21 protein-coding genes are annotated in these 21,154 nt (G+C 68.8%); 18 read left to right on the plus strand and 3 right to left on the minus strand.

Annotated elements, in window-relative coordinates; translation table 11 throughout:
* Positions 1-8 precede the first annotated feature (8 nt).
* The 7 genes from flhA to BC358_RS16675 are packed head-to-tail and all read left to right on the plus strand — an operon-like array spanning position 9 to position 8,908.
* Entirely contained in the window at positions 9-2,081 is a 2,073-nt protein-coding gene (flhA, locus tag BC358_RS16645) for a flagellar biosynthesis protein FlhA (protein ID WP_373270145.1), read from the plus strand.
* Entirely contained in the window at positions 2,078-3,592 is a 1,515-nt protein-coding gene (flhF, locus tag BC358_RS16650) for a flagellar biosynthesis protein FlhF (protein WP_066154832.1), read from the plus strand. The genes flhA and flhF overlap by 4 nt, the downstream gene beginning before the upstream one ends.
* Positions 3,585-4,385 (plus strand): hypothetical protein, encoded by an 801-nt coding sequence (locus tag BC358_RS16655; RefSeq protein WP_079366705.1) that lies wholly within the window; start codon positions 3,585-3,587, stop codon positions 4,383-4,385. The genes flhF and BC358_RS16655 overlap by 8 nt, the downstream gene beginning before the upstream one ends.
* Positions 4,386-4,390: 5 nt before the next feature.
* Positions 4,391-5,107: an RNA polymerase sigma factor FliA gene (locus BC358_RS16660; protein ID WP_079366706.1), complete on the plus strand. Its 717-nt coding sequence runs from the start codon at positions 4,391-4,393 to the stop codon at positions 5,105-5,107.
* A gap of 31 nt (positions 5,108-5,138) precedes the next feature.
* A complete protein-coding gene (locus tag BC358_RS16665; protein WP_079366707.1) occupies positions 5,139-6,752 on the plus strand; it encodes a hypothetical protein in 1,614 nt (537 codons plus the stop codon).
* Entirely contained in the window at positions 6,752-8,089 is a 1,338-nt protein-coding gene (locus tag BC358_RS16670) for a bifunctional cytidylyltransferase/SDR family oxidoreductase (RefSeq protein ID WP_079366708.1), read from the plus strand. The genes BC358_RS16665 and BC358_RS16670 overlap by 1 nt, the downstream gene beginning before the upstream one ends.
* Positions 8,090-8,125: 36 nt before the next feature.
* Positions 8,126-8,908 carry a bifunctional 2-polyprenyl-6-hydroxyphenol methylase/3-demethylubiquinol 3-O-methyltransferase UbiG gene (locus tag BC358_RS16675; RefSeq protein ID WP_079366709.1) on the plus strand — a complete coding sequence of 261 codons (783 nt, stop codon included), beginning with the start codon at positions 8,126-8,128 and terminating at the stop codon, positions 8,906-8,908.
* 91 nt (positions 8,909-8,999) lie between these two features.
* Here BC358_RS16675 and BC358_RS16680 read toward each other — a convergent pair whose 3' ends face one another.
* From BC358_RS16680 to flgA, 3 genes are all read right to left on the minus strand, one after another.
* On the minus strand, positions 9,000-9,365 hold the full coding sequence (locus tag BC358_RS16680) for a hypothetical protein (RefSeq protein ID WP_079366710.1): 366 nt from the start codon (positions 9,363-9,365) through the stop codon (positions 9,000-9,002).
* Positions 9,366-9,388: 23 nt separating this feature from the next.
* Positions 9,389-9,736: a flagellar biosynthesis anti-sigma factor FlgM gene (gene flgM, locus BC358_RS16685; protein ID WP_143434338.1), complete on the minus strand. Its 348-nt coding sequence runs from the start codon at positions 9,734-9,736 to the stop codon at positions 9,389-9,391.
* 124 nt (positions 9,737-9,860) lie between these two features.
* On the minus strand, positions 9,861-10,604 hold the full coding sequence (gene flgA, locus BC358_RS16690) for a flagellar basal body P-ring formation chaperone FlgA (protein ID WP_066154809.1): 744 nt from the start codon (positions 10,602-10,604) through the stop codon (positions 9,861-9,863).
* Positions 10,605-10,766: 162 nt separating this feature from the next.
* On the opposite strand from flgA, the gene flgB reads away from it, so the two are divergent.
* Genes flgB through flgL form a run of 11 tightly spaced genes read left to right on the plus strand, consistent with a single transcriptional unit; the run spans position 10,767 to position 21,146 of the window.
* Complete coding sequence (gene flgB, locus BC358_RS16695) at positions 10,767-11,168, plus strand: flagellar basal body rod protein FlgB (RefSeq protein ID WP_079366712.1); 402 nt, start codon at positions 10,767-10,769, stop codon at positions 11,166-11,168.
* A gap of 10 nt (positions 11,169-11,178) precedes the next feature.
* Positions 11,179-11,583: a flagellar basal body rod protein FlgC gene (gene flgC / locus BC358_RS16700; RefSeq protein ID WP_066154802.1), complete on the plus strand. Its 405-nt coding sequence runs from the start codon at positions 11,179-11,181 to the stop codon at positions 11,581-11,583.
* Positions 11,584-11,608: 25 nt separating this feature from the next.
* Positions 11,609-12,265 (plus strand): flagellar hook assembly protein FlgD, encoded by a 657-nt coding sequence (locus BC358_RS16705; RefSeq protein ID WP_133157662.1) that lies wholly within the window; start codon positions 11,609-11,611, stop codon positions 12,263-12,265.
* Between the two features lie 43 nt (positions 12,266-12,308).
* On the plus strand, positions 12,309-13,523 hold the full coding sequence (gene flgE, locus BC358_RS16710) for a flagellar hook protein FlgE (RefSeq protein ID WP_066154796.1): 1,215 nt from the start codon (positions 12,309-12,311) through the stop codon (positions 13,521-13,523).
* Between the two features lie 31 nt (positions 13,524-13,554).
* Positions 13,555-14,295, plus strand: a complete 741-nt coding sequence (gene flgF / locus BC358_RS16715; protein WP_079366713.1) for a flagellar basal-body rod protein FlgF — start codon at positions 13,555-13,557, stop codon at positions 14,293-14,295.
* 12 nt (positions 14,296-14,307) lie between these two features.
* Positions 14,308-15,090, plus strand: a complete 783-nt coding sequence (gene flgG / locus BC358_RS16720) for a flagellar basal-body rod protein FlgG (protein ID WP_079366714.1) — start codon at positions 14,308-14,310, stop codon at positions 15,088-15,090.
* Between the two features lie 8 nt (positions 15,091-15,098).
* Positions 15,099-15,761, plus strand: coding sequence for a flagellar basal body L-ring protein FlgH (locus BC358_RS16725; protein ID WP_256861555.1), 663 nt, complete (start codon positions 15,099-15,101; stop codon positions 15,759-15,761).
* 20 nt (positions 15,762-15,781) lie between these two features.
* Complete coding sequence (locus tag BC358_RS16730; RefSeq protein ID WP_079366716.1) at positions 15,782-16,936, plus strand: flagellar basal body P-ring protein FlgI; 1,155 nt, start codon at positions 15,782-15,784, stop codon at positions 16,934-16,936.
* A 4-nt stretch (positions 16,937-16,940) separates the two neighbouring features.
* Positions 16,941-17,981, plus strand: coding sequence for a flagellar assembly peptidoglycan hydrolase FlgJ (gene flgJ / locus BC358_RS16735; protein ID WP_079366717.1), 1,041 nt, complete (start codon positions 16,941-16,943; stop codon positions 17,979-17,981).
* A 16-nt stretch (positions 17,982-17,997) separates the two neighbouring features.
* Positions 17,998-19,908: a flagellar hook-associated protein FlgK gene (gene flgK / locus BC358_RS16740; protein ID WP_079366718.1), complete on the plus strand. Its 1,911-nt coding sequence runs from the start codon at positions 17,998-18,000 to the stop codon at positions 19,906-19,908.
* 17 nt (positions 19,909-19,925) lie between these two features.
* Complete coding sequence (flgL, locus tag BC358_RS16745; protein ID WP_079366719.1) at positions 19,926-21,146, plus strand: flagellar hook-associated protein FlgL; 1,221 nt, start codon at positions 19,926-19,928, stop codon at positions 21,144-21,146.
* The last annotated feature ends 8 nt before the right edge of the window (positions 21,147-21,154 follow it).

The raw sequence follows: 21,154 nt of genomic DNA on the forward strand, positions 1-21,154 counted from the left end.
ACGCCCAAATGAAATTCCTGCAACAGTGGTTCGGCCGCCACGCCGCGCTGGCCCAGGGCCTGGCCGCCCCGATGCTGGTGGTGCTGGTGCTGGCCATGATGGTGCTGCCCCTGGCACCCTGGGTGCTGGACACCTTCTTCACGCTGAACATCGCGATCGCGCTGGTGGTGATGATGGTGGCGGCCTACATGCGCGCGCCGCTGGACTTCTCGGTCTTCCCCACCGTGCTGCTGCTGACCACGCTGCTGCGCCTGTCGCTGAACGTCGCCTCCACCCGCGTGGTGCTGATGGAGGGCCACACCGGCCCCGGCGCCGCCGGCGCGGTGATCGAGGCCTTCGGCCACTTCCTGATCGGCGGCAACTTCGCCGTCGGTTTCATCGTGTTCGCCATCCTGGTGGTGATCAACTTCGTGGTGATCACCAAGGGCTCCGAGCGCATCGCCGAGGTCTCGGCCCGCTTCACCCTGGACGCCATGCCCGGCAAGCAGATGGCCATCGACGCCGACCTGGGAGCGGGCCTGATCAACGAGCAGGAGGCCAAGCGCCGCCGCGCCGAGGTGGGCGAGGAGGCCGAGTTCTTCGGCTCCATGGACGGTGCCTCCAAGTTCGTGCGCGGCGACGCCATCGCCGGCATCCTGATCCTGTTCATCAACATCATCGGCGGCCTGATCATCGGCATGGTCCAGCACGGCCTGTCGGCCGGCGAGGCGGCCGACAGCTACATCCTGCTGGCCGTCGGTGACGCGCTGGTGGCGCAAATTCCTGGCCTGCTGATCTCGGTGGCCGCCGCCATGGTGGTCTCGCGCGTGGGCAAGGAACAGGACCTGGGCGTGCAGATGGTCGAGCAGATGTTCATGTCCTCGCGCGTGATGGGCATCACCGCGGGCGTGCTGTTCCTGCTGGGCGTCGTTCCCGGCATGCCGCACCTCGTGTTCCTGGCCTTCGCCGCGGCCATCGGCGCCCTGGCCTGGTGGCGGCTGCAGGAAGAGCGCCGGCCCAAGCCCACCGAGCAGCCGGCCGCCCCGCCGAGCGACGGCGAGGCCACCTGGGACGACCTGCAGCCGGTCGACCTGCTGGGCCTGGAGCTGGGCTACCGCCTGATCGCCATGGTCGACAAGAACCGCCAGGGCGACCTGCTCACCCGCATCAAGGGCGTGCGCAAGAAGTTCGCGCAGGAGGTGGGCTTCCTGCCGCCGGCCGTGCACGTGCGCGACAACCTCGAACTGCGCCCCAGCGGCTACCGCATCACCCTGCGCGGCGTGGTGGTGGGCGAGGGCGAGGTCTTCCCCGGCATGTTCCTGGCCATCGACCCGGGCGGCGTGGGCACGCCGCTGATCGGCACCCCCACCAAGGACCCCGCTTTTGGCCTGCCCGCGCACTGGATCGACGAGAAGCAGAAAGAGAACGCGCAAATGGCCGGTTTTACGGTGGTTGATTCCGAGACCGTGCTGGCGACCCATCTTTCACACTTGATGCAAGTCCAGGCCGCCAAGTTGCTGAGCCGGACGGAGACCCAGGACCTGGTCGAACACGTGACCCGCCTGGCCCCGAAACTGATCGAAGAGGTCGTGCCGAAAATGGTCCCCGTCGCCACCTTCCAGAAAGTGCTGCAGCTGCTGCTGGAAGAGTCGGTGCACGTGCGCGACATCCGCACCATCATCGAATCCCTGGCCGAACACGCCGGCAGCACCTCCGACCCCGTCGAGCTGGCCCGCCGTGTGCGCACCGCGCTGTCGCCGGCCATCGTCCAGCAGATTTACGGCGGTTCGGTCAAGGAACTTGAGGTCATCGCGATCGAACCCGGCCTGGAGCGCCTGCTGATGCAGGCCCTGACCGGCAACGGCGCCGGCGCGCTGGACCCCGGTGTGGCCGAGACGCTGAGCAAGTCCGCCGCCGAAATCGCCAACCGGCAGGAAGAGCGGGGCGTGCCCGCCTGCCTGCTGGTGCCCGACGCCATCCGCACCGCGATGGCCCGCCTGCTGCGCCGCGCCGCGCCGCGCCTGCAGGTGCTCGCCCACAGCGAGATTCCTGAAACCCACCTTATCCGTATCGGCCCGATTCTTGGGGAGCTTGCAGCATGAACATCCAGCGATTCACCGCCCCGACCTCGCGCGAAGCCATGGCCAAGGCCCGCCAGGCCTTTGGCGACAGCGCCGTCATCCTCTCCAGCCGCGCCACCGACGGGGGGTTTGAAGTGATGGCCGCCGCCGAGGAAAGCCTGGCGCCCGTGGCCCAGCCCGGTTCGTTGGCCAGCCGCGCCGAGGAGCGCATGCCGGCCATCCGCACCCGCCGCGCCGATCCGCCCGCCTTCCGCGACTCGGTGCAGGAAGACACCGAGCAGATGGCCATGAGCACGCTCTCGTTCCAGGAGTACGTGCGCGAGCGCATGCTGCGCAAGCGCCGCGCCGCCATGGACGGCGAGGGTGCCGGGGACAGCGCACCGGCCGCCCGCGAGAGCGCCGCGCCCCGCGCCCCCGCCGCCCGTGTGCAGGCCCCGGCCGAGCGCCCCGCGCCGGTCCGCCTGGCCATGCCGCAGGCCCCGATGGCCACGCCCGAGCCGGCCCCGATCCGCACCCGTCCCGCCGCACCGGCCCCGGCCTGGTCCGACAGCGAGGACCTGCAGCAGCGCGCCGCGTCGGCCAGCGAAGGCCGCATGGCGGTGGAACTTTCGGCGCTCAAGGACATGATCGAGGAGCGCTTCAACACCCTGGCCTGGCTCGGTTCGTCCAAGCAGAACCCGATCCAGTCCACGATGATGCTCAAGCTCATCCGCGCCGGCTACTCGCCCGCGATCGCCCGCGCCGTGCTCGAACGCATGCCGGCCGACACCGGTGCCAGCCAGGCCGTGCGCTGGGTGATGGACACCCTGACCCGCAACCTGCGCACCGCCACCCCGGGCAGCGGCCTGTGCGACGAGGGCGGCGTGGTCGCCCTGATCGGCGCCACCGGCGTCGGCAAGACCACCACCGCCGCCAAGCTCGCCGCCCAGTGCGTGCGCCAGCACGGCGCCGCCAGCGTCGGCCTGATCACCCTGGACACCTACCGCGTCTCGGGCTACGAGCAACTGCGCGCCTACGGCCGCATGCTGGGCGTCGTCGCCCACCTGGCGCACGACCGCGCCGCGCTCAAGGACCTGCTGGACCTGCTGTCGAACAAGCGCATGGTCATCATCGACACCGCCGGCCTGGGCCAGCGCGACCAGCGCATCCAGGAAATGCTGGACGTGCTGGACATGCCCTCGGTCAAGAAGGTGCTGGTGCTCAACGCCGGCTCCCACGGCGACACGCTGGACGATGTGCTGACCTCGTTCAAGTCCAGCGGTCTGCACGGCGTGGTGCTCTCCAAGGTCGACGAGGCTGTCAAGCTCGGCCCGGCCATCGACGCCCTGGTCCGCCACCAGGTGGTGCTGCGCGGCGTGGCCAACGGTCAGCGCGTGCCCGAGGACTGGCAGAACCCCGACGCCGCCACCCTGGTGCGGGTGGCCATGGGCACCGAGGGCAAATCGGCCTACGACCCGGTCGCCACCGACATGGGCTTCTACTTCTCCCAGGCCTCCTCGCGCGGCATCCAGCTGGGGGCTGGCCATGTTTGAAGCCGGCCTCGACCAGGCGGCCGGCCTGCGCGCCCACACGCTGCGCCAGGGCCCGGCCCTGCTGGCGGTGGCCAGCCCGGCCCAGCCCGCCCTCGCCTACGAACTGCTGTGCCACCTCTCGGCGCAGCTCAGGGCACAGGGCCGCCTGCCGGTGATCCTGGACGGCACCGCCACCGAAACCGCCGAACGCCGCAGCGGCGACGGCAGCCACCTGGGCCTGCTGCACGCGCTGAACGACCCCGCGATCTCCGGGCTGGGTCATCCGGCCGACGGCCATGAGTGGCTGGTGATGCCCGCCGCCCAGGGCCTGCGGGCGCTGCAGCGCACCGCGCTGACCGCCGGCGGCACCGTGGCGCTCTCGCGCCTGCTGGCCCCCTTCACCAGCGGCACCCTGCTGCTGTTCTTCGCCCCCGCCCACGAGCTCTCGCCGCTGTGCAGCGACCTGCAGGCGCGTGTGGTGGTGCCGGTGCTGCCCCATCCCCAGGCGGCCATCGACGCCTACGGCGCGGTCAAGCTGCTGCACATGGCCGGTGCCCGCCCGGTGCTCGCGCCCATGGCCAGCGCCGACCCCGGTCAGGCGCCGGACACCTTGCTGGCCACGGTCTGCGACTGCGCGGACCGGCACCTCGGCCTGGACCTGGAGCGCTGGAGCGAGCCCGTGTGGGCCGCCTGCGCGCAGGAACACGCCCTGACCCGGCCCCAGCGGCTGGACACCTTCCACGGTCTGCGCGACAACCGGTTTGCCGCCACCGGGCCGTCCCCTGTGGGCGCGATGCCCTCACTCTGGAGTTGAACGACATGTACACCGCCAAAGGCACCCTCAACCGGGACGACCAGTTGCGCAAGTACAGCCCGCTGGTGCGCCGCCTGGCCCATCACATGATCGCCAAGCTGCCGCCGAGCGTGGAGGTCGACGACCTGATCCAGGTCGGCATGATCGGTCTGACCGAAGCCATCGCGCGCTTCGAGCCCTCGCAGGGCGTGCAGTTCGAGACCTTTGCCAGCCAGCGCATCCGCGGCGCCATGCTCGACGAGCTGCGCGAGGGCGACTGGATGAGCCGCGGCTCGCGCAAGAGCCAGAAGGACATCGAGCACGCCGTGCACCGCCTGCAGCAGAAGCTGCACCGCGCGCCGATGGAGAGCGAGATCGCCGCGGAGCTGGGCATGAGCCTGGCCGACTACCAGCACATGCTGGCCAAGGTGCGCGGCACCCAGCTGGTCTACCTGGAAGACATCAGCGGCCGGGACGACGACGAAGAAGGCTTCCTGGACCGCCACATGGGCGACGATGAGGCCGACCCGTCGAGCCTGCTGCAGGACCAGCGCATGCGCATGGCCCTGGTGGAGGCGATCAAGAACCTGCCCGAACGCGAGCAGCACATCATGTCCATGTACTACGAGCACGACATGAACCTCAAGGAGATCGCGGCCGTGCTGGGGGTCACCGAGTCGCGCATCTGCCAGCTGCACAGCCAGTCCATCGCCCGCCTGCGCACCAAGCTGCGCGAGCACTGAGCCGACCGGTCGCCACCGCCAAGGACCCCCCATGTTCGACGCCGAATTCCCCCGCCTGAACCGCATCGAGCAGCTGCTCCAGAGCGGCGACCACGCCGCCCTGGAGACTCTGGTCATCGAAGAGATGCCCAAAGGCCTGCTGAGCGAGCCGACGCTGGACGCCGCCCGCGTGCTGCGCCAGAACGCCACCGTCGTCTTCCTGGCCTCGCTGGCGGTCGAGAACCTGCCCAAACCCTTCCGCTTCCAGGCCTGGCTGGCGGTGTACCAGTCCATCGTGCGGGGTGAGCCCACCGCCGAACTCGGCACGCTGCCCGGTCGCCATCCGCTGCGCCTGATCACCGAGGCGGTGGTCCGCAAGACCGCGCTCGATGCCGCCGCGCTGAAAAAAGGCCACGGGCCCCTGGACGACTGGTGCCACGCCGCCGAACTGGCCATCGACCAGCTGCGCCTGGACCTGGTGGAGCAGATCGTGCGCGAACTGGTGCGCCGCAAGCCCGGCGTGCAGGACTGGCTGCGCTTCACCCAGGTGCTCATCGCAAGGCACAACCACATTCCCCAGACCGCCGACACCGGCGCCCTGGGCCGCGCCTACAGCTGCATCCGCGACCACCTGATCGCTCGCCAGCCCGCGGTCGACAAGGTGCGCAGCCGTCTGGCGCTGTACGTCAGCCAGTGCCACTTCAAGGCGGGCAACTACTCCGCTGCCATCGAGGCGGCCCAACTCGTGACGGCGGAGAAACAGCGCATCCACGCCGCCTTCGACATCTCGCGCTCGCACTGCTTCCTGGGTGACCTGGACCAGGCACTGGTCTGGCTGGACCGGGTGGTTGAGCTGATCTGTGCACCGCAGGGTCCGGCCCAGACCTCCCAGCCGGAACACCCGATCCGCACCGGTAAAGCATCCCCATCGGCCAAAAGGACGCGAACCTTCGATCCGCAGCAGGCCTCCAGGGCACTGGTGGCCTTGCAGAATGCGCTGGAACCCGTCGGCAAGAAGGCCTTTCTGGTGTCGGGCACGCTGTTGGGGTTTCACCGCGAAGGCGGTCTGCTGGCGCACGACAAGGACATCGACGTCGGCATCATCGGCTGGGAAGACCAGTACGAGGTGGTCAACGCGCTGCTGCAGAGCGGCCAGTTCGGCATGGACCTGCGGCGCCTGCACGGCCGCAAGACCTACCACATTCCGGTGCGCCACATCGGGACCGGGGTGTGCATCGACATCTTCGTCTACCACGAGGAGGGCGGGAAGCTGGTGACGGGTGTCCAGTCCGACTTCGGCTACCTGCAGAAATTCGCCTTCACGCCCTTCGGTCTGCACAAGACCGGCTTCCTGGGCATCGAGTTCTACGTGCCCGACGACATCGAGCGCAACCTGGCCGAGAACTTCGGCAACTGGCGCCAGTCGGACCCCGACTACATCTCGCACCTGCAGTCGCCCTCGACCGTCGATGTCGGTGGCAAGGTGTTCCAGATCGTCGGCCGCATCCGCGCGCTGGAGGCGATCAACGAGGGCAAGCTCGAGAAGCTCTCGCGCGTGATCCAGATCATGACCGAGCACCAGGACCGCCCCGGCGGCATGTCGGCGCACACCCTGGAACTGCTCCAGACGGCCTACGACCAACGAACCGTTGCAGAGGTGGCGTGATGAACGATTTCGCTTTTGTCCTGCTCGCCGGTGGCAGCGGCACCCGGCTCGATTCCCCGATTCCCAAGCAGTTCATCCGCGTGGCCGGCAAGACCATCGTGGAGCACAGCTTCGAGGCCCTGCACAGCTACGCGCCCGAGGCGCGCATCGTGATCACAGTGCCGGCCGACGCGCTGGAGATGGCGCGCAAGCTGTTCAGCGGCACCAGGGCCGAGGTCATCGTCGGTGGTTCATCGCGCCAGGCCTCGGCCTGGGCGGCGCTGAAGTACCTGCGCGCCGATCCGCCGAAGAACGTCATCCTGCACGACTCGGCGCGGCCCTTCCTGAGCCACCAGATCATCCACGACGTGGTCGACGCGCTCGAATCGCACGAGGCGGTGGATGTGGCCATCAAGACCAGCGACACCATCATTGTCGAGCGCGACGGCTTCATCCAGAACATTCCCAAGCGCGACCACATCTACCGTGGCCAGACGCCGCAGGGCTTCCGCTACGGCGCCCTGGTGAAGAGCTACGAAGAGATCGGCCCCGAGAAGATGGGCGAGTTCACCGACGACTGCGGCATCTACATGGCCTGCCACCCCATGGGCCAGGTGCGCATCGTCAAGGGCAGTTCCGAGAACATCAAGATCACCGACTCGGTGGACCTGGTGCTGGCCGACGAGCTGTTTCGCATCCGCCAGCAGCAGCTCGCGCCCAACCTCAACGGCCTGGACCTCAAGGGCAAACATTCGGTGGTGTTCGGCGGCAGCGCCGGCATCGGCAAGGCCATCGTGCAGATCCTCGAAGAAGCCGGCAGCACGGTGCACAGCGTCTCGCGCCGCACCGGCTGCGACATCGCCGACCACGACCAGGTCGAGGACACCTTCGAGCGCCTGATGAAGGAGTGGGGCCGCATCGACCACGTGGTCAACGCCGCGGGCCTGCTGATCAAGAGCCCGCTGGAGCAGCAGTCGCCCGCCGACGTGGCGCAGCAGGTGTCGGTGAACCTGCTCGGCTCGCTCAACGTCGCGCAGTGCGCGCACGCGCCGCTGAAGGAGTCGCAGGGCATGCTGCTGCAGTTCTCCTCGTCCTCGTTCACCCGCGGCCGCGCCGACTACTCGGCCTACTCGGCCTGCAAGGCGGCCATCGTCAACCTGACGCAGGCGCTGTCGGACGAATGGAAGGACGACGGCATCCGCGTCAACTGCATCGTGCCCGGCCGCACCGACACCGGCATGCGCCGCAGCAACTTCGCCGGCGAAGACCAGCGCACCCTGCTCAGCCCCTACGAAGTGGCGCTGGCCTCGGCCAAGCTGCTCAGCTCCAGCGACACGGGCGTGATCGCCCGCGTCTGACACCGCAACCATTCATTCCGTACCGTGGAGAACCCCATGAGCCAATGCCCCGTCTGTGGCGGTGAAGAAGACATCGTCGCCCACACCTGCCGCGTCAAGCCGTACCAGGGCAAGACCATGCGCGGCCACCAGTGCCGCTCCTGCGGCCTGATCCGCTACCCCGAGAACCTGGGCAACTACGTCAAGATCATTGCCCGTCAGTCGTCCGAGGCTGAGCTGCGCGAACTGCGCAACGCCAACGACGAGCGCCCGGGCCGTGAGTTCTACATGGCCGAGATGGGCATGGAGATCGTGAGCAAGCACAACGCCAGCGTCAGCTTCTTCGGCTCGGGCCTGAACACCGACCACCTCTGGCTCAAGCGCGCCTACCCCGAGGTGCAGACCAAGCTGGTCGACCTGGAGAACATGCAGGAGGCCGAGAACTTCGAGACCATCGCCGAGGCCACGCCGTCGGACGTGGTCATCGCCTCCGAGGTGATCGAGCACTTCACCGAGCCGGTGGCGCACTTCGAGTCGTTGCTGCGCCTGCTCAAGGACGACGGCGTCCTGATCTGCAGCTCCAACATCTACGACGGCAGCAACATCGCCCTGCACCAGTACCCCTTCGTGCCCGGTCACGTGGCCTACTGGACGCCGCTGTCGCTGATCAAGGTGGCGGCCGACCACGGCTGTTTCGTCGATTTCCGCACGCCCGAAATCGGCCTCACGCGCGGCGGCCCGCGCAAGAAGTACATCATCTTCTACAAGCGCACCGAGACCTTGTTCCGCATGAGCAACTACTTCGGCACGCACATGCACGCGCCGTCCGAGAAGGCGTGAGCCCTGCCGCCCGCCGGCGCGGGGTGCCCAACAAAAAACCGGCCTCGGCCGGTTTTTTGTTGGGGAGCGTGAAAGGAAACGGGGTCTGCGCTCAGGCCGACAGGTAGCCGTGGCCTGCGCCGCCGGTGGAGGAGTTCTGGCCGGCGAGGCGGCCGTAGGTGCCGGTGGCCTGCTGGGGCAGCAGGCTCTGCACCGCGCGCTGGCTCTGGGCCTGGGCGCGCAGCACGGCCTGGCGCAGCAGACCGAAGCTGTGGGCGGCCTGCTGCATGTCGTCGCGCAGGCGGCTGCCGGGCACGCCGAAATCGGCGGTGCGCGGGGCCTTTTTCAGCACCGCCTGCACGTGCTGGCTGGCGCGTTCGACGGCCGGGGCATCGCCTTGCAGCAGCGCCTGCTCCAGCCCGTCCAGGCCGACCTGCAGGGCGGCGATCCAGGGGTGGGGCGAGGTGCGCTGGGTCATGGCGTGCTCCTGGGGGAGAAAGATCAGCCGCGCTGTGCGCCGGTGTTGGCGCTGAGCATTTCGGCGGCGTTGGACAACATCTTGTCGGCGATGGCCTCGGCGTTGACCTTGAAGCTGCCGTCGGCGATGGCCTGTTTCATGGCCTCCACCTTCTCGGCGTTGAACACATCGTTGCCGCCGCCGCTGGACAGGGCCTGCGAGGCGGACGACGACAGGGTCACGGTCACGCCGGCCTGGGGCTGGGCGGTCGCGGCTGCCAGGCCGCCGGCCGCAGCGGCTTCGGCGCCTGCGTTCGGCTTCTCGGCGGCCTTCTGGGGGCCGCCTGCCACGGAGCCGATATAGGAGTCCGGTGCAGAAGATTCGACTTTCATTTCACTCTCCAGGCCCCGCATTTGGGGCGTTGTGGAATGACTATCGGCTCAAAAGCGGGGGGACTTGAGCCCTTTTTTGTGGAATGCATCACAAAAGTCCCGCCGAATCTGGATAAAAAAGGTTTCACAAACGCACGTCGACCGTCTGGCCGTCGCGCACGGTACCCGTCACGATGCGGCCACCGTTCAGCCGCACCCGCACGCTCTGACCCGGAATGCCTGCGGTCAGGGCCTCGCCACTGACGACGACCTGGAAGCCGGGACCGACGCTGCTGACCCGCACCTGGGCGCCCGGCCCGAAGGCGGGCACCGGCCGCACCATATTCTGGCGGATGGCCTGGCCAGGCTGCAACGCGTAGGCCGCCTGCTGGCCGACCCAGCGCTCCGGGTTGGCCAGCACCGCGTAGGGCTGCTCCGCCCAGTCCATATCGGCCATCTCCGCGTCGTCCTGAACCAGCACCGTGCCGGCCGGCACCGGGCGCTTGAGCACCCAGCCCGGGCCCCAGGCCTTGACGGTGACCGGCAAGAAGACGTTCCAGCGCACCGGGCCGTCCAGGCAGCGCAGGCCGATCCGGCTGCGGCCCCACAGGCGGGTGCCGGGCGGCAGGTAGGGCTCGATGTGGGTGCAGGGCGTGAGCTTCAGGCGCGAGTCCAGCGAGCCGAACAGGATCTCGGGGCGCAGCGCGCCGCCGCCGTCCGGCCCGGTGACCGAGGCCAGCGCGGGCTGCACCCAGTCGCGTGCCATCTGTTCGAACTGCGCAAATTCGCTCTGCGAGGCCACCACCTGCGCGCGCGCCAGGCCGGTGACCATCAGACCGGCCAGCAGCCAGCCCAGGGCGCGTGAAAGGGAGTGAAGGCAATTTCGCATAGGGCCACTGTAGGTCGGGGGCAGGGCTCGCAAAGGATCGAAATGCGGGTCAAACCTGCGCTTTCTTTCGGCGCTGCCGCCCCTCAAGTTTTCGCACACTTGTCCGCAACCCGGTGCCTTTCCCCGTGGCGCCGCCTTCCGTCCACCCTGCAGGAGAACGACATGCTCGAACAGATGACCGCCCGGCTCGACGCCTATGGCCAGTCGCTGGTGCTGCGTTCGCACCGCCAGCAGGTGATCGCCAGCAACATCGCCAACGCCGACACCCCGGGCTACGTTGCGCGCGACTTCGATTTCGCCGCCGCGCTCAAGGACGCCAGCGGGGGCACGAACCGCCAGGGCCTGGCCCAGACCGCGGCCGGCCACATGCGCCTGTCGGGTCCGCAGCCGGGCGACCCCAAGATGGGCTACGCCGTGCAGACCCAGCCCAGCCAGGACGGCAACTCGGTCGACCTCGACCGCGAGCGCGCCAACTTCGTCGACAACACCATCCGCTACGAGTCGACGCTGCGCTTCATCAACTCCAACGTGAAGACCATGCTGTCCGCCATCACCGGCCAGTAAGGAGAGCCTCATGTCCATGTTCTCGATCTTCGGCGTCTCCGGCAGTGCGATCAGCTCGCAGGCCCAGCGCCTCAACGTGGTGGCCAGCAACCTGGCCAACGCCGACGCCGTGGCCGGTCCCGACGGCCAGAGCTACAAGGCGCGCCAGGTGGTGTTCCAGACCGTGCCCATGGGCGACCAGGCCACGGCCGGCGTCAAGGTGCAGAACATCACCGAAAGCGAGGCCCCGGGCCGCCGCGTGCACAACCCGCACCACCCCAGCGCCGACGCCGAGGGCTACGTGACCCACTCCAACGTGAACCCGGTGGAGGAGATGGTCAACATGATCTCGGCCTCGCGCGCCTACCAGAACAACGTCGAGGTCATGAACACGGCCAAGTCGCTGCTGCTCAAGACGCTGCAGATGGGCCAGTAAACAGAGAGCACCCACCATGAGCCTGATGTCTCCCCTGGACCTCTCCAACCTCGGCACCACCGTGGGCAGCACCACGGGTGCCGGTGGCAACACAACCAACGATCCGCAGGCCATGCAGGACCGTTTCCTGAAGTTGCTGGTCGCGCAGATCAACAACCAGGACCCGCTCAACCCGATGGACAACGCCCAGATGACCACGCAGATGGCGCAGATCAACACGGTCAGCGGCATCCAGCAGCTCAACCAGACGCTTAAGGGCATGGCCGACCAGATGGCCTCGTCGCAGGCGATGCAGGGCACCACGCTGATCGGCAAGGACGCGCTGGTCGAGGGCGACGCCCTGGCCTTCGACGGCAGCACCGGCAAAGGCGCCTTCACGCTCGACGGCGCCGCCACCAGCGTCAAGGTCGACATCATCGGCAAGAACGGCGAGACCCTGCAGACCCTCGACCTGGGCGCGCGCGAAGCCGGCCAGCACGGCTTCGAGTGGCCCGCCGGCGCGATCGACCCGAACCAGGTGGCCAAGTTCACCGTGCGCGCCAGCAACGGCGGCACCCCCGTCACCGACACCGAACTGCAGCGCGTGCGCATCGCCTCCGTGGGCCTGTCCAACGGCGCCATGAGCATCCAGCTGAGCAACGGCCGCACCCTGGCGTACGACCAGGTGCGCGGCTTCATGTAAGCCACACCCGCATCCGATTCCCACCCCCCCGAAGGACACCACCATGGCATTCCAGCAAGGACTCTCCGGCCTGAATTCCGCCAGCCGCAACCTGGACGTGATCGGCCACAACATCGCCAACGCCAACACCGTCGGCATGAAGGCCTCCCGCGCCGAATTCGGCGAGATCTATGCCAGCTCCATCAACGCCGCCGGCAGCACCAACGCCGGCATCGGCGTGCAGGTGTCCGCCGTGGCGCAGCAGTTCACGCAGGGCAACATCTCCGTCACCGGCAACTCGCTGGACGTGGCCATCAACGGCAACGGCTTCTTCGAGCTCACCATGCCCGACGGCTCGCTGGCCTACTCGCGCGCCGGCATGTTCAAGCTCAACCGCGACGGCGAGATCGTGAACAACCTCGGTGGCCAGCTCATGGGGTATCCCACCGATGCCGCCGGCGTGCGCCAGGGTTTCGAGTCGGTGCCGCTGACGCTGCCCACGGGTGGCCCGATCCCGGCGAGAGCGACCACGGCGATGGGGGCCGAGGTGAACCTGGATGCGCGCGCGCCCATCGCCGCGGCCGCCGTGCCCCCCACGCCGTTCGGCACCTATGGCACCTCCATCATTGCCTACGACCAGCAGGGCCTGGAGATTCCGGTCAGCCTGGTGTTTGAAAAGACGGCCAACAACCAGTGGAACGTCTACACCGGCGTCAACGGCGCCGACCCGGCGGCCTCGGTGCCGTTTGCGCTGAACTTCCTGCCCGACGGCAGCCTGGACCCGGCCACGGTGATTCCGCAGCTGCAGCTGGCTTCGCCCAACGACCCGGCGCAGACCTTCATGGTCGACCTCGACTTCGGCGACACCACCCAGTTCGGTGTCGACTTCGCGGTCAACAACCTCACGCAGGACGGCTACCGCCCCGGTGAACTCACCAGCCTGAACATCAGCGACGACGGCGTGATCATGGCCAAGTACTCCAACGGCCAGTCGCAGGCGGCCGGCCAGATCGCGCTGGTCAACTTCCGCAATGTGCAGGGCCTGCAACCCAACGGCGGCGGCAACTGGACGCAGACCTTCGCCTCGGGCGAGCCGGTGCGCGGCGCACCGGGCGAAGGCAACATGGGTCTGCTGCGCTCCGGCGCGGTGGAAGACTCCAACGTCGACCTCACGGCCGAGCTGGTGAACATGATGACCGCGCAGCGCGCCTACCAGGCCAACGCGCAGACCATCAAGACGCAGGACCAGGTCCTGTCGACCCTGCTGAACATGCGCTGATCGTCGGCCACGACCTCTCTAGGAGCCCTGCATGGACCGCATGATCTACACCGCCATGACCGGCGCCAACGCCGCCGCCCACCGGCAGCAGCTGCTGGCGAACAACCTGGCCAATGCGTCCACGCCGGGCTTCCGCGCCGAGCTGGCGACCTTCCGCGCGGTGCCGGTGCGTGGCGACGGCACCAGTTCGCGCGTGTTCGCGCTCGAAGCCAGCGCCGGCCACTCCGAAGTGTCCGGCCCGATCAACCCGACCGGCCGCAGCCTGGACGTGGCCGCGCGCGGCAACGCCTGGTTCGCGGTGCAGGGCCTGGACGGCACCGAGGCCTACACCCGCGGTGGTGCGTTTGAAGTCAGTGCCGACGGCGCCCTGGTCAACGCCCACGGCCTGCCCGTGCTCGACGACGGCGGCTCGCCCATCAGCGTGCCGGCCAACGCCCAGCTCACCTTCGGTGCCGACGGCACGCTGACCGCGCGCGTCGGCGACCAGGCGCCGCAGCGCGTGGCCAAGCTCAAGCTGGTCACGCCGAACGACGACAACCGCCTGCGCCGCAGCGAGGACGGCCTGTTCCGCCCCGCGGTGGGCGAGGCGCTGGACGCCGACGCCAACGCCCGCGTGCAGGGTGGGGCGCTGGAAGGCAGCAACGTCAACCCCATCGAGGCCATGGTCGGAATGATCGCGGTCTCGCGCCAGTTCGAGACGCAGATGCGCATGCTGCAGAACGGTGAAAAGAACGACCAGACCGCGTCGCGGCTGCTCAACATGAACGGCTGATAGGAGCACACCATGATCAATTCCCTCTGGATTTCCAAGACCGGCATGCAGGCCCAGCAGACGCAGCTGGACGTGATCTCGAACAACATGGCCAACGTGTCCACGAACGGCTTCAAGCGCGCCAGCGCCGTGTTCGAGGACCTGATGTACCAGAACCTGCGCCAGGTCGGCGCGGCCGACACCGAGCAGAACAACCTGCCCACCGGCCTGCAGGTCGGCCTGGGCGTGCGCACCGTGGCCACCTCGCGCCAGTTCAGCCAGGGCAGCCTGCAGCAGTCGGGCAACCAGCTGGACATCGCCGTCAACGGCCAGGGCTTCCTGCAGGTGGCGCTGCCCGACGGCACCACCGGCTACACCCGCGACGGCAGCCTGCAGGTCGATTCGCAGGGCCGGCTGGTGACCTCCAGCGGCCTGGCGATCGCGGGCGACATCACGGTGCCGGCCGAAGCGCAGAGCGTGACCATCGGCAGCGACGGCGTGGTCACCGCCAAGGTGCCGGGCAACGCCCAGCCCCAGCAGCTGGGCAACATCGAGCTGGCCACCTTCATCAACCCGGCCGGCCTGGAGCCCCGGGGCCAGAACCTCTACACCGAGACCGTGGCCTCGGGCAACCCGGTGACCGGCGCGCCCGGTACCGCCGGCATGGGCACGCTGATGCAGGGCTATGTCGAGACTTCCAACGTCAACGTGGTGCAGGAGCTGGTGACCATGATCCAGACCCAGCGCGCCTACGAGATGAATTCCAAGGCGATCCAGACGTCCGACCAGATGTTGCAGCGCCTGGGTCAGCTGTGAGCATGACCATGAAACACCTCCTGCTGCTCGCCGCGGTCGCGCTCAGCGGCTGCATGACCAAGCCGGTCGACGTGGTGCCGGTGCGGCCCATCAACTATGTGCAGACCACTGCGCCGGCTCAGACCGGCGGCAGCCTGTTCTCGGCGGCGCGCTACCGGCCCGCGTTCGAGGACCCGCGCGCCCGCATGCCCGGCGACACGCTGACCATCCAGATCACCGAGAAGGTCAACGCCAGCCAGTCGTCCTCGGCCAACATCAACCGCACCGGCAGCGCCTCGGGCTCGATCTCCGCCATCCCCGGCATCGTCGCAAAGGAGCTCACGCGCGACCGCAACTTCAACCTCGGCGGCGAGTCGGGCAACGAGTTCGCCGGCCAGGGCGACAACGCGAACAAGAACGACTTCTCGGGCGTCATCACCGTCACCGTGCAGGAGGTGCTGCCCAACGGCCACCTGCTGGTGGCCGGCGAGAAGCAGATCGGCATCAACAGCAACGTCGACGTGCTCAAGTTCTCCGGCACCATCGATCCGCGCCACATCCGCCCGGGCAACACCATCGCCTCGACCCAGGTCGCCAATGCGCGCATCGAGTCGCGAGGACGAGGCGCCGTGGACGAAGCGCTCTCAATAGGCTGGTTGGGACGGTTCTTTTTGAATGTTTTCCCGTTCTGAGCCTGCCTAGCATTGCCCTCATGAACCCGCAGCACCGCACCCTTTCCCTCGACGCCGGCCTGCGCCGCCTGCTGGCCTGGACCGCGCTGGCCATCGGCCTGCTGGTCGGCACGGGCTGGCCGCTGCCGGCCAACGCCATACGCATCAAGGAGATCGCTGCGGTGCAGGGGGTGCGCACCAACCAGCTCACCGGCTTCGGCCTGGTGGTGGGCCTGGACGGCACGGGCGACCAGACCACCCAGATGCCCTACACCTCGCAGGGCATGAACAACTACCTGCAGCAGCTGGGCCTGACCCTGCCGGCCGACGCCAAGGTGCAGATGAAGAACGTGGCGGCCGTGATGGTGACCGCGCAGCTGCCGCCGTTTGCCCAGCCGGGGCAGATGATCGACGTGACCGTCTCGTCCATGGGCAACGCCAAGTCGCTGCGCGGCGGCACCCTCATCACCACGCCGCTCAAGGGTGCGGACGGCGAGATCTATGCGCTGGCCCAGGGCAACCTGCTGGTCGGTGGCGCCGGCGCCTCGGGCGGTGGCAGCAAGGTGCAGATCAACCACCTGAGCGCCGGCCGCATCCCGGCCGGGGCGCAGGTCGAACGCGCCGTGCCCACGTCCTTCGCCTTTGGCGACACCATCGACCTGGGCCTGAACTCGGCCGACTTCCAGACCGCGCGCCGCGTGGCGCAGGCGATCAACGAGCGCCTGGGCGCCGGTGTGGCCAGCGCGCTGGACGGCCGCCTGGTGCGCCTGCGCGCGCCGGCCAACCCCGACGCGCGCGTGAGCTTCATGGCCGAGATCGAGGAGATCCCGCTGGAGGCCACGGTGCCGGTGGCCAAGGTGATCATCAACACCCGCACCGGCTCCATCGTCATGAACCAGGCCGTCACGCTCGGCCCCGTTGCGGTGGCGCACGGCAACCTCTCGGTCAGCATCAGCGCGACGCCGGTGGTGAGCCAGCCCAACCCGCTGTCGCCGGGACAGACCGTGGTGGCCGAGAAGACCGACATCCGCATCAGCCAGGACAGCGGCGCGCTCATCAAGATGGACGCCGCGCCGCAGCTGGCCGACCTGGTGCGCATGCTCAACGGCCTGGGCGCCACGCCGCAGGACCTGCTAGCGATCCTGCAGGCGATCAAGGCCGCCGGCGCCATGAACGCCGAACTCGAAGTGATCTGACGCCATGTCTTCGCTGCAGCCCACCACCCAAGGCCTGGCCGCCGACCCGGGCGCGCTCAACGCACTGAAATATGGTGCGGCGCGCGAGGGCGACGGTGGCAAGGGCGCGCTCAAGGAAGCGGCCAAGCAGTTCGAGTCCCTGTTCATGCGCGAGCTCATCAAGAGCATGCGCGACGCGACCCAGAAGTCCGGCCTGCTCGAAGGCCAGGGCAGCGACCTGGGCACCGACCTGCTCGACCAGCAGCTGGCGGTGCAGCTCTCGGGCCTGCCCGGGGGCTTGAGCGAATCCATCGAGCGCCAGCTCAGCCGCCAGATGAACGCGGCGCAGGCCAAGGCCGGCACGGCCGCCGACGGCTCGGGCAATGCCGCGGCCGACGCCTCGTCCGCCAACACGGCCAGCACGGCCAGCGCAGGCAGTGCGCCGGAGTTCAAACCGCTCAAGCGCTCGGACCTGCGCAACCTGCTCAAGTACGCACCGGCCGCCCCCGCGACCGGCGCCCAGGCATCCGCCGCCACCGACCAGACCTCGGCCGCCGCGCGGCGCGCTCTCTCGCCCAGCCAGCGCCACGCCGCCTTCGTGCAGCAGCACCACCAGTCCGCCGCCACCGTGGCGCGCGAATCGGGCATTCCGGCCGGCTACATGATCGGCCAGGCCGGCCACGAAACCGGCTGGGGCAAGAGCGAGATCCGCATGCGCGACGGCACGCCGTCCCACAACCTGTTCGGCATCAAGGCCACGTCCTCGTGGAAGGGGAAGGTGGCCGAGGTGACGACCACCGAATACATCAACGGCGTGCCGCGCAAGACCACCGCGCGCTTCCGAGCCTACGACTCCTACGCCGACTCCTTCCGCGACTACGCACGCCTGATCACGCGCAGCCCGCGCTACGACAAGGCCATGGACCAGATCGGCTCGGTGAACGGCTTCGCCAGCAGCCTGCAGCGCGCCGGCTACGCCACCGACCCGCAGTACGCGGCCAAGCTCAGCCGGGCGATCAACATGACGCTCAGCCTGCAACGCGCCCAGATCTCGGCGCAGAACTGAGCGCAGGAACACCACCATGTCATCCGCACTCAACATCGGCAGCCTGGCCCTCAATGCCAACCTGTCGGCCCTGCAGGTCATCGGGCACAACATCGCCAACGTCAACACCGCCGGCTATTCGCGCCAGACGGTGGAGATGCGCAGCGCAGGCTACCAGTCGATGGGCGGCTTCTACCTCGGCCGAGGGGTCGAGCTGGGGACCGTGGCCCGCATGCACGACGCCTACCTCACGCGCGAGGCCCAGCTCTCCAGCTCGATGGCCTCTGCCGACAGCGAACGCATGGCGCGGCTGGCGCAGCTGGAAAACATCTTCCCGACCGGGGAGAGCGGCCTGGGCGCGGCGATGAACGACCTGCTCAACGCCTGGTCCGACGTGGCCTCGTCGCCCACCAACATGGCCGCGCGCTCGGTGGTGATCGGGCGTGGCGAGGAGATCGCTTCGCGCCTGCGCGACACCGCCGGCCAGCTGGACATCCTCACCACCAGCGCCCGCCAGCAGGTGGGCGACACGGTGAACAACATCAACCGGCTGGCCGCGGACATTGCCAAGATCAACCAGACGATCCTGGAGAACCAGGGCAACGCCGGCGAACCCAACGACCTGCTGGACCAGCGCGACCAGCTCATCGGCGAGCTCAGCAAGCTGGTGCAGGTGAGCACCGTGAACGCCGACGACGGCCGCATCAACGTGTTCGTCGCCGGCAGCCAGCCGCTGGTGCTGGGCAGCGGCGCTGCCCGCCTGGCCGTGGTGCCCGACAGCATCGACGGTTCGCAGCAGCGCATCCAGTTCCAGCAGGGCAGCTCCACGATGGAGCTCAGCGGCAGCGCACTGGGCGGCAAGCTGGGCGGCGTCGTGCAGTTCATCGACGAAGACCTGAAGGACGTCACCAACCAGATCGGGCGCATGGCGCTGGCGCTGGCCACGACGGTGAACACCCAGCACGCGCTCGGCGTGAACCTGCAAGGCGGTACCGGTGAGCCCTTCTTCGTGCCCCCGGCCGATGTGGCCGGCCTGCCCGTGCCCACCAACACGGGCAACGCGGCGATGCACGCCGAGGTCAGCGACCCCACGGCCCTCAAGCCCTCGGACTACCAGGTCAACTTCACGGCCACCGGCGTCGACATCGTGCGCCTCTCCGACGGCCAGATCAGTTCCTTCGCCGGTCTGCCCGCCGAGCTCGACGGCCTGAGCTTCCAGATCGACAGCGGCGCCGCCGCCACAGGCGACGGCTTCCTCGTGCGGCCGTTCGCGGCGGTTGCCCGCAACATGCAGATGGCCGTCAGCGCTGCCGACCGCCTGGCCGCGGCCAGCCCGGTGATGGTCACGCCGGGCAGCGGCAACACCAGCGGCATGGGCATCGTCAGCCTGTATCCCGTGGAGCCCTCGGCCAACCTCACCGACCCGGTGACCCTGACCTTCCTGGCCGACGGCAGCTTCACCGCCACCGGCCTGGGCCCGGGCAACCCGCCGCCGGACAACGCGGGCCCGCCGCCGAGCTACAACTACACGCCCGGGCAGCCGCTGCAGTTCAACGGCTGGAGCCTCACGCTGCGCGGCAACCCGTCCGCCGGCGACAGCTTCGCCATCACCGCCGCGCCCACCACCAACTACGGGCAGAACGGCGGCAACGCCGGCGGCATGCTCGCGCTGCGCGACCTCGCCACCTTCGACGGCGTCTCGCTCTCCAACGGCTACAGCGCGGTGCTCTCCGACATCGGCACGCGGGTGAAGGGTGCGCAGTTCGCCGCCAGCTACTCCGGCCAGGTGGCCGCCAGCAACGAAGCCGCGCGCGCCGCGGTCTCGGGCGTGAACCTGGACGAGGAGGCCGCGCGCCTGCTGCAGTACCAGCAGGCCTACCAGGCCGCCGCCAAGTTCATGCAGATCGCCCAGGGCACGTTCGACACGCTGCTGCAGACCATGCGCTGATCCACCGGAGCCCCGACATGAGAGTCGCCACCGCCCACACCTACGACACCACCATCGCCCAGCTCACCAAGCGTCAGGCGGAGATGGCCGCACAGCAGGAGCGCATCGCCAGCGGCAAGCAGGTCCTGCGCGCCAGCGACGACCCGGTGGCCGCCGCCCTGTCCGAAGCGGTGCAGACCCGGCTCTCGCGCGTGCAGACCGACCAGCGCGCGCTGGAGTCCTCGCGCACCAGCATCCAGCAGGCCGAGAGCGCGCTGGGCGAAGCCGGCGACCTGGTGCAGCGCGTGCGCGAGCTGGTCATTGCCGGCGGCAACGCCGGCTACGGCCCCACCGAACGCCAGGCGCTGGCCAAGGAAATCGAGGGACTGCGCGATCAGCTGTTCGCGGTGGTGAACCGCCAGAACAGCAGCGGGCAGAGCCTTTTCGGCGGGCTGGGTGGCTCGCCCACGCCCTTCGTGCAGGAGTTCGGCAGCGGCAGCAACGAGGTGCGCTTCGACGGCCAGCGCGGCCAGAAGGCCGCCGGCGACAACCAGTTGCCCAACGCCATGGACGGCGAGGCCATCTGGATGCGCATTCCGGCCGGCAACGGCACCTTCTCCATCGACCTGGCCGCCGGCAACACCGGCAGCCTGCGCGCCGACACCGGCCAGGTGAGCGATCCCTCGGCGCTCACCGGCCACGACTACCGCATCGACTTCAGCGGCACCGCCGGCGCCATGCAGTACAGCGTGGTCGACGTGACCACCGGCACACCCGTGCCCGGCCAGACCGGTCTGCCCTACAGCAGCGGATCGCAGATCGAATTCGACGGCATGTCCTTCCGGCTCAACGGCGAGCCGCGGGCCGGCGACCAGCTGGACATCACGCCGTCCAACGCGCCGACCGACATGTTCCGCGTGATGCAGGACGCCATCGACACCCTGCGCCTGGACAACGGCGGCAGCGGCGACGCCGCCCTGCGCACCCACAACCTTGGCCGCGCCCTGGGCGAACTCGACGCCGGACACGAGCGCATGCTGATGGCCCGCGCGCAGGCCGGTGAGTGGCTCAACCGCGCCGAATCGATGGACAACCTGCTGGGCGACCGGGAAGCCGACCACACCATCGAGAACTCCCGGCTGGTTGACATCGACCTGGTCAAGGCCTATTCGGAATTCAAGACCATGGAAGTGGGCGCCCAGGCGGCGCTCCAGTCCTACGCCTCGATCCAGAAGCTCTCGCTGTTCCAGTACCTGTAGCCGACACC

It is taken from the genome of Hydrogenophaga sp. H7 (genome assembly GCF_002025745.1).
Lineage (GTDB): Bacteria > Pseudomonadota > Gammaproteobacteria > Burkholderiales > Burkholderiaceae_C > Hydrogenophaga > Hydrogenophaga pseudoflava.

What these genes read in the sequence shown, in the direction of transcription:
- flhA (WP_373270145.1), top strand. Translation starts at nt 9, where the DNA reads ATGAAATTCCTGCAACAGTGGTTCGGCCGCCACGCCGCGCTGGCCCAG.
- BC358_RS16660 (WP_079366706.1), top strand. Translation starts at nt 4,391, where the DNA reads ATGTACACCGCCAAAGGCACCCTCAACCGGGACGACCAGTTGCGCAAG.
- BC358_RS16705 (WP_133157662.1), top strand. Translation starts at nt 11,609, where the DNA reads ATGTCTCCCCTGGACCTCTCCAACCTCGGCACCACCGTGGGCAGCACC.
- flgJ (WP_079366717.1), top strand. Translation starts at nt 16,941, where the DNA reads ATGTCTTCGCTGCAGCCCACCACCCAAGGCCTGGCCGCCGACCCGGGC.
- flgG (WP_079366714.1), top strand. Translation starts at nt 14,308, where the DNA reads ATGATCAATTCCCTCTGGATTTCCAAGACCGGCATGCAGGCCCAGCAG.
- flgE (WP_066154796.1), top strand. Translation starts at nt 12,309, where the DNA reads ATGGCATTCCAGCAAGGACTCTCCGGCCTGAATTCCGCCAGCCGCAAC.
- flgA (WP_066154809.1), bottom strand. Translation starts at nt 10,604, where the DNA reads ATGCGAAATTGCCTTCACTCCCTTTCACGCGCCCTGGGCTGGCTGCTG.
- flgK (WP_079366718.1), top strand. Translation starts at nt 17,998, where the DNA reads ATGTCATCCGCACTCAACATCGGCAGCCTGGCCCTCAATGCCAACCTG.
- BC358_RS16670 (WP_079366708.1), top strand. Translation starts at nt 6,752, where the DNA reads ATGAACGATTTCGCTTTTGTCCTGCTCGCCGGTGGCAGCGGCACCCGG.
- BC358_RS16730 (WP_079366716.1), top strand. Translation starts at nt 15,782, where the DNA reads ATGAACCCGCAGCACCGCACCCTTTCCCTCGACGCCGGCCTGCGCCGC.
- BC358_RS16665 (WP_079366707.1), top strand. Translation starts at nt 5,139, where the DNA reads ATGTTCGACGCCGAATTCCCCCGCCTGAACCGCATCGAGCAGCTGCTC.
- flgL (WP_079366719.1), top strand. Translation starts at nt 19,926, where the DNA reads ATGAGAGTCGCCACCGCCCACACCTACGACACCACCATCGCCCAGCTC.
- BC358_RS16680 (WP_079366710.1), bottom strand. Translation starts at nt 9,365, where the DNA reads ATGACCCAGCGCACCTCGCCCCACCCCTGGATCGCCGCCCTGCAGGTC.
- flgC (WP_066154802.1), top strand. Translation starts at nt 11,179, where the DNA reads ATGTCCATGTTCTCGATCTTCGGCGTCTCCGGCAGTGCGATCAGCTCG.
- flhF (WP_066154832.1), top strand. Translation starts at nt 2,078, where the DNA reads ATGAACATCCAGCGATTCACCGCCCCGACCTCGCGCGAAGCCATGGCC.
- BC358_RS16675 (WP_079366709.1), top strand. Translation starts at nt 8,126, where the DNA reads ATGAGCCAATGCCCCGTCTGTGGCGGTGAAGAAGACATCGTCGCCCAC.
- BC358_RS16725 (WP_256861555.1), top strand. Translation starts at nt 15,099, where the DNA reads ATGAAACACCTCCTGCTGCTCGCCGCGGTCGCGCTCAGCGGCTGCATG.
- BC358_RS16655 (WP_079366705.1), top strand. Translation starts at nt 3,585, where the DNA reads ATGTTTGAAGCCGGCCTCGACCAGGCGGCCGGCCTGCGCGCCCACACG.
- flgF (WP_079366713.1), top strand. Translation starts at nt 13,555, where the DNA reads ATGGACCGCATGATCTACACCGCCATGACCGGCGCCAACGCCGCCGCC.
- flgB (WP_079366712.1), top strand. Translation starts at nt 10,767, where the DNA reads ATGCTCGAACAGATGACCGCCCGGCTCGACGCCTATGGCCAGTCGCTG.
- flgM (WP_143434338.1), bottom strand. Translation starts at nt 9,736, where the DNA reads ATGAAAGTCGAATCTTCTGCACCGGACTCCTATATCGGCTCCGTGGCA.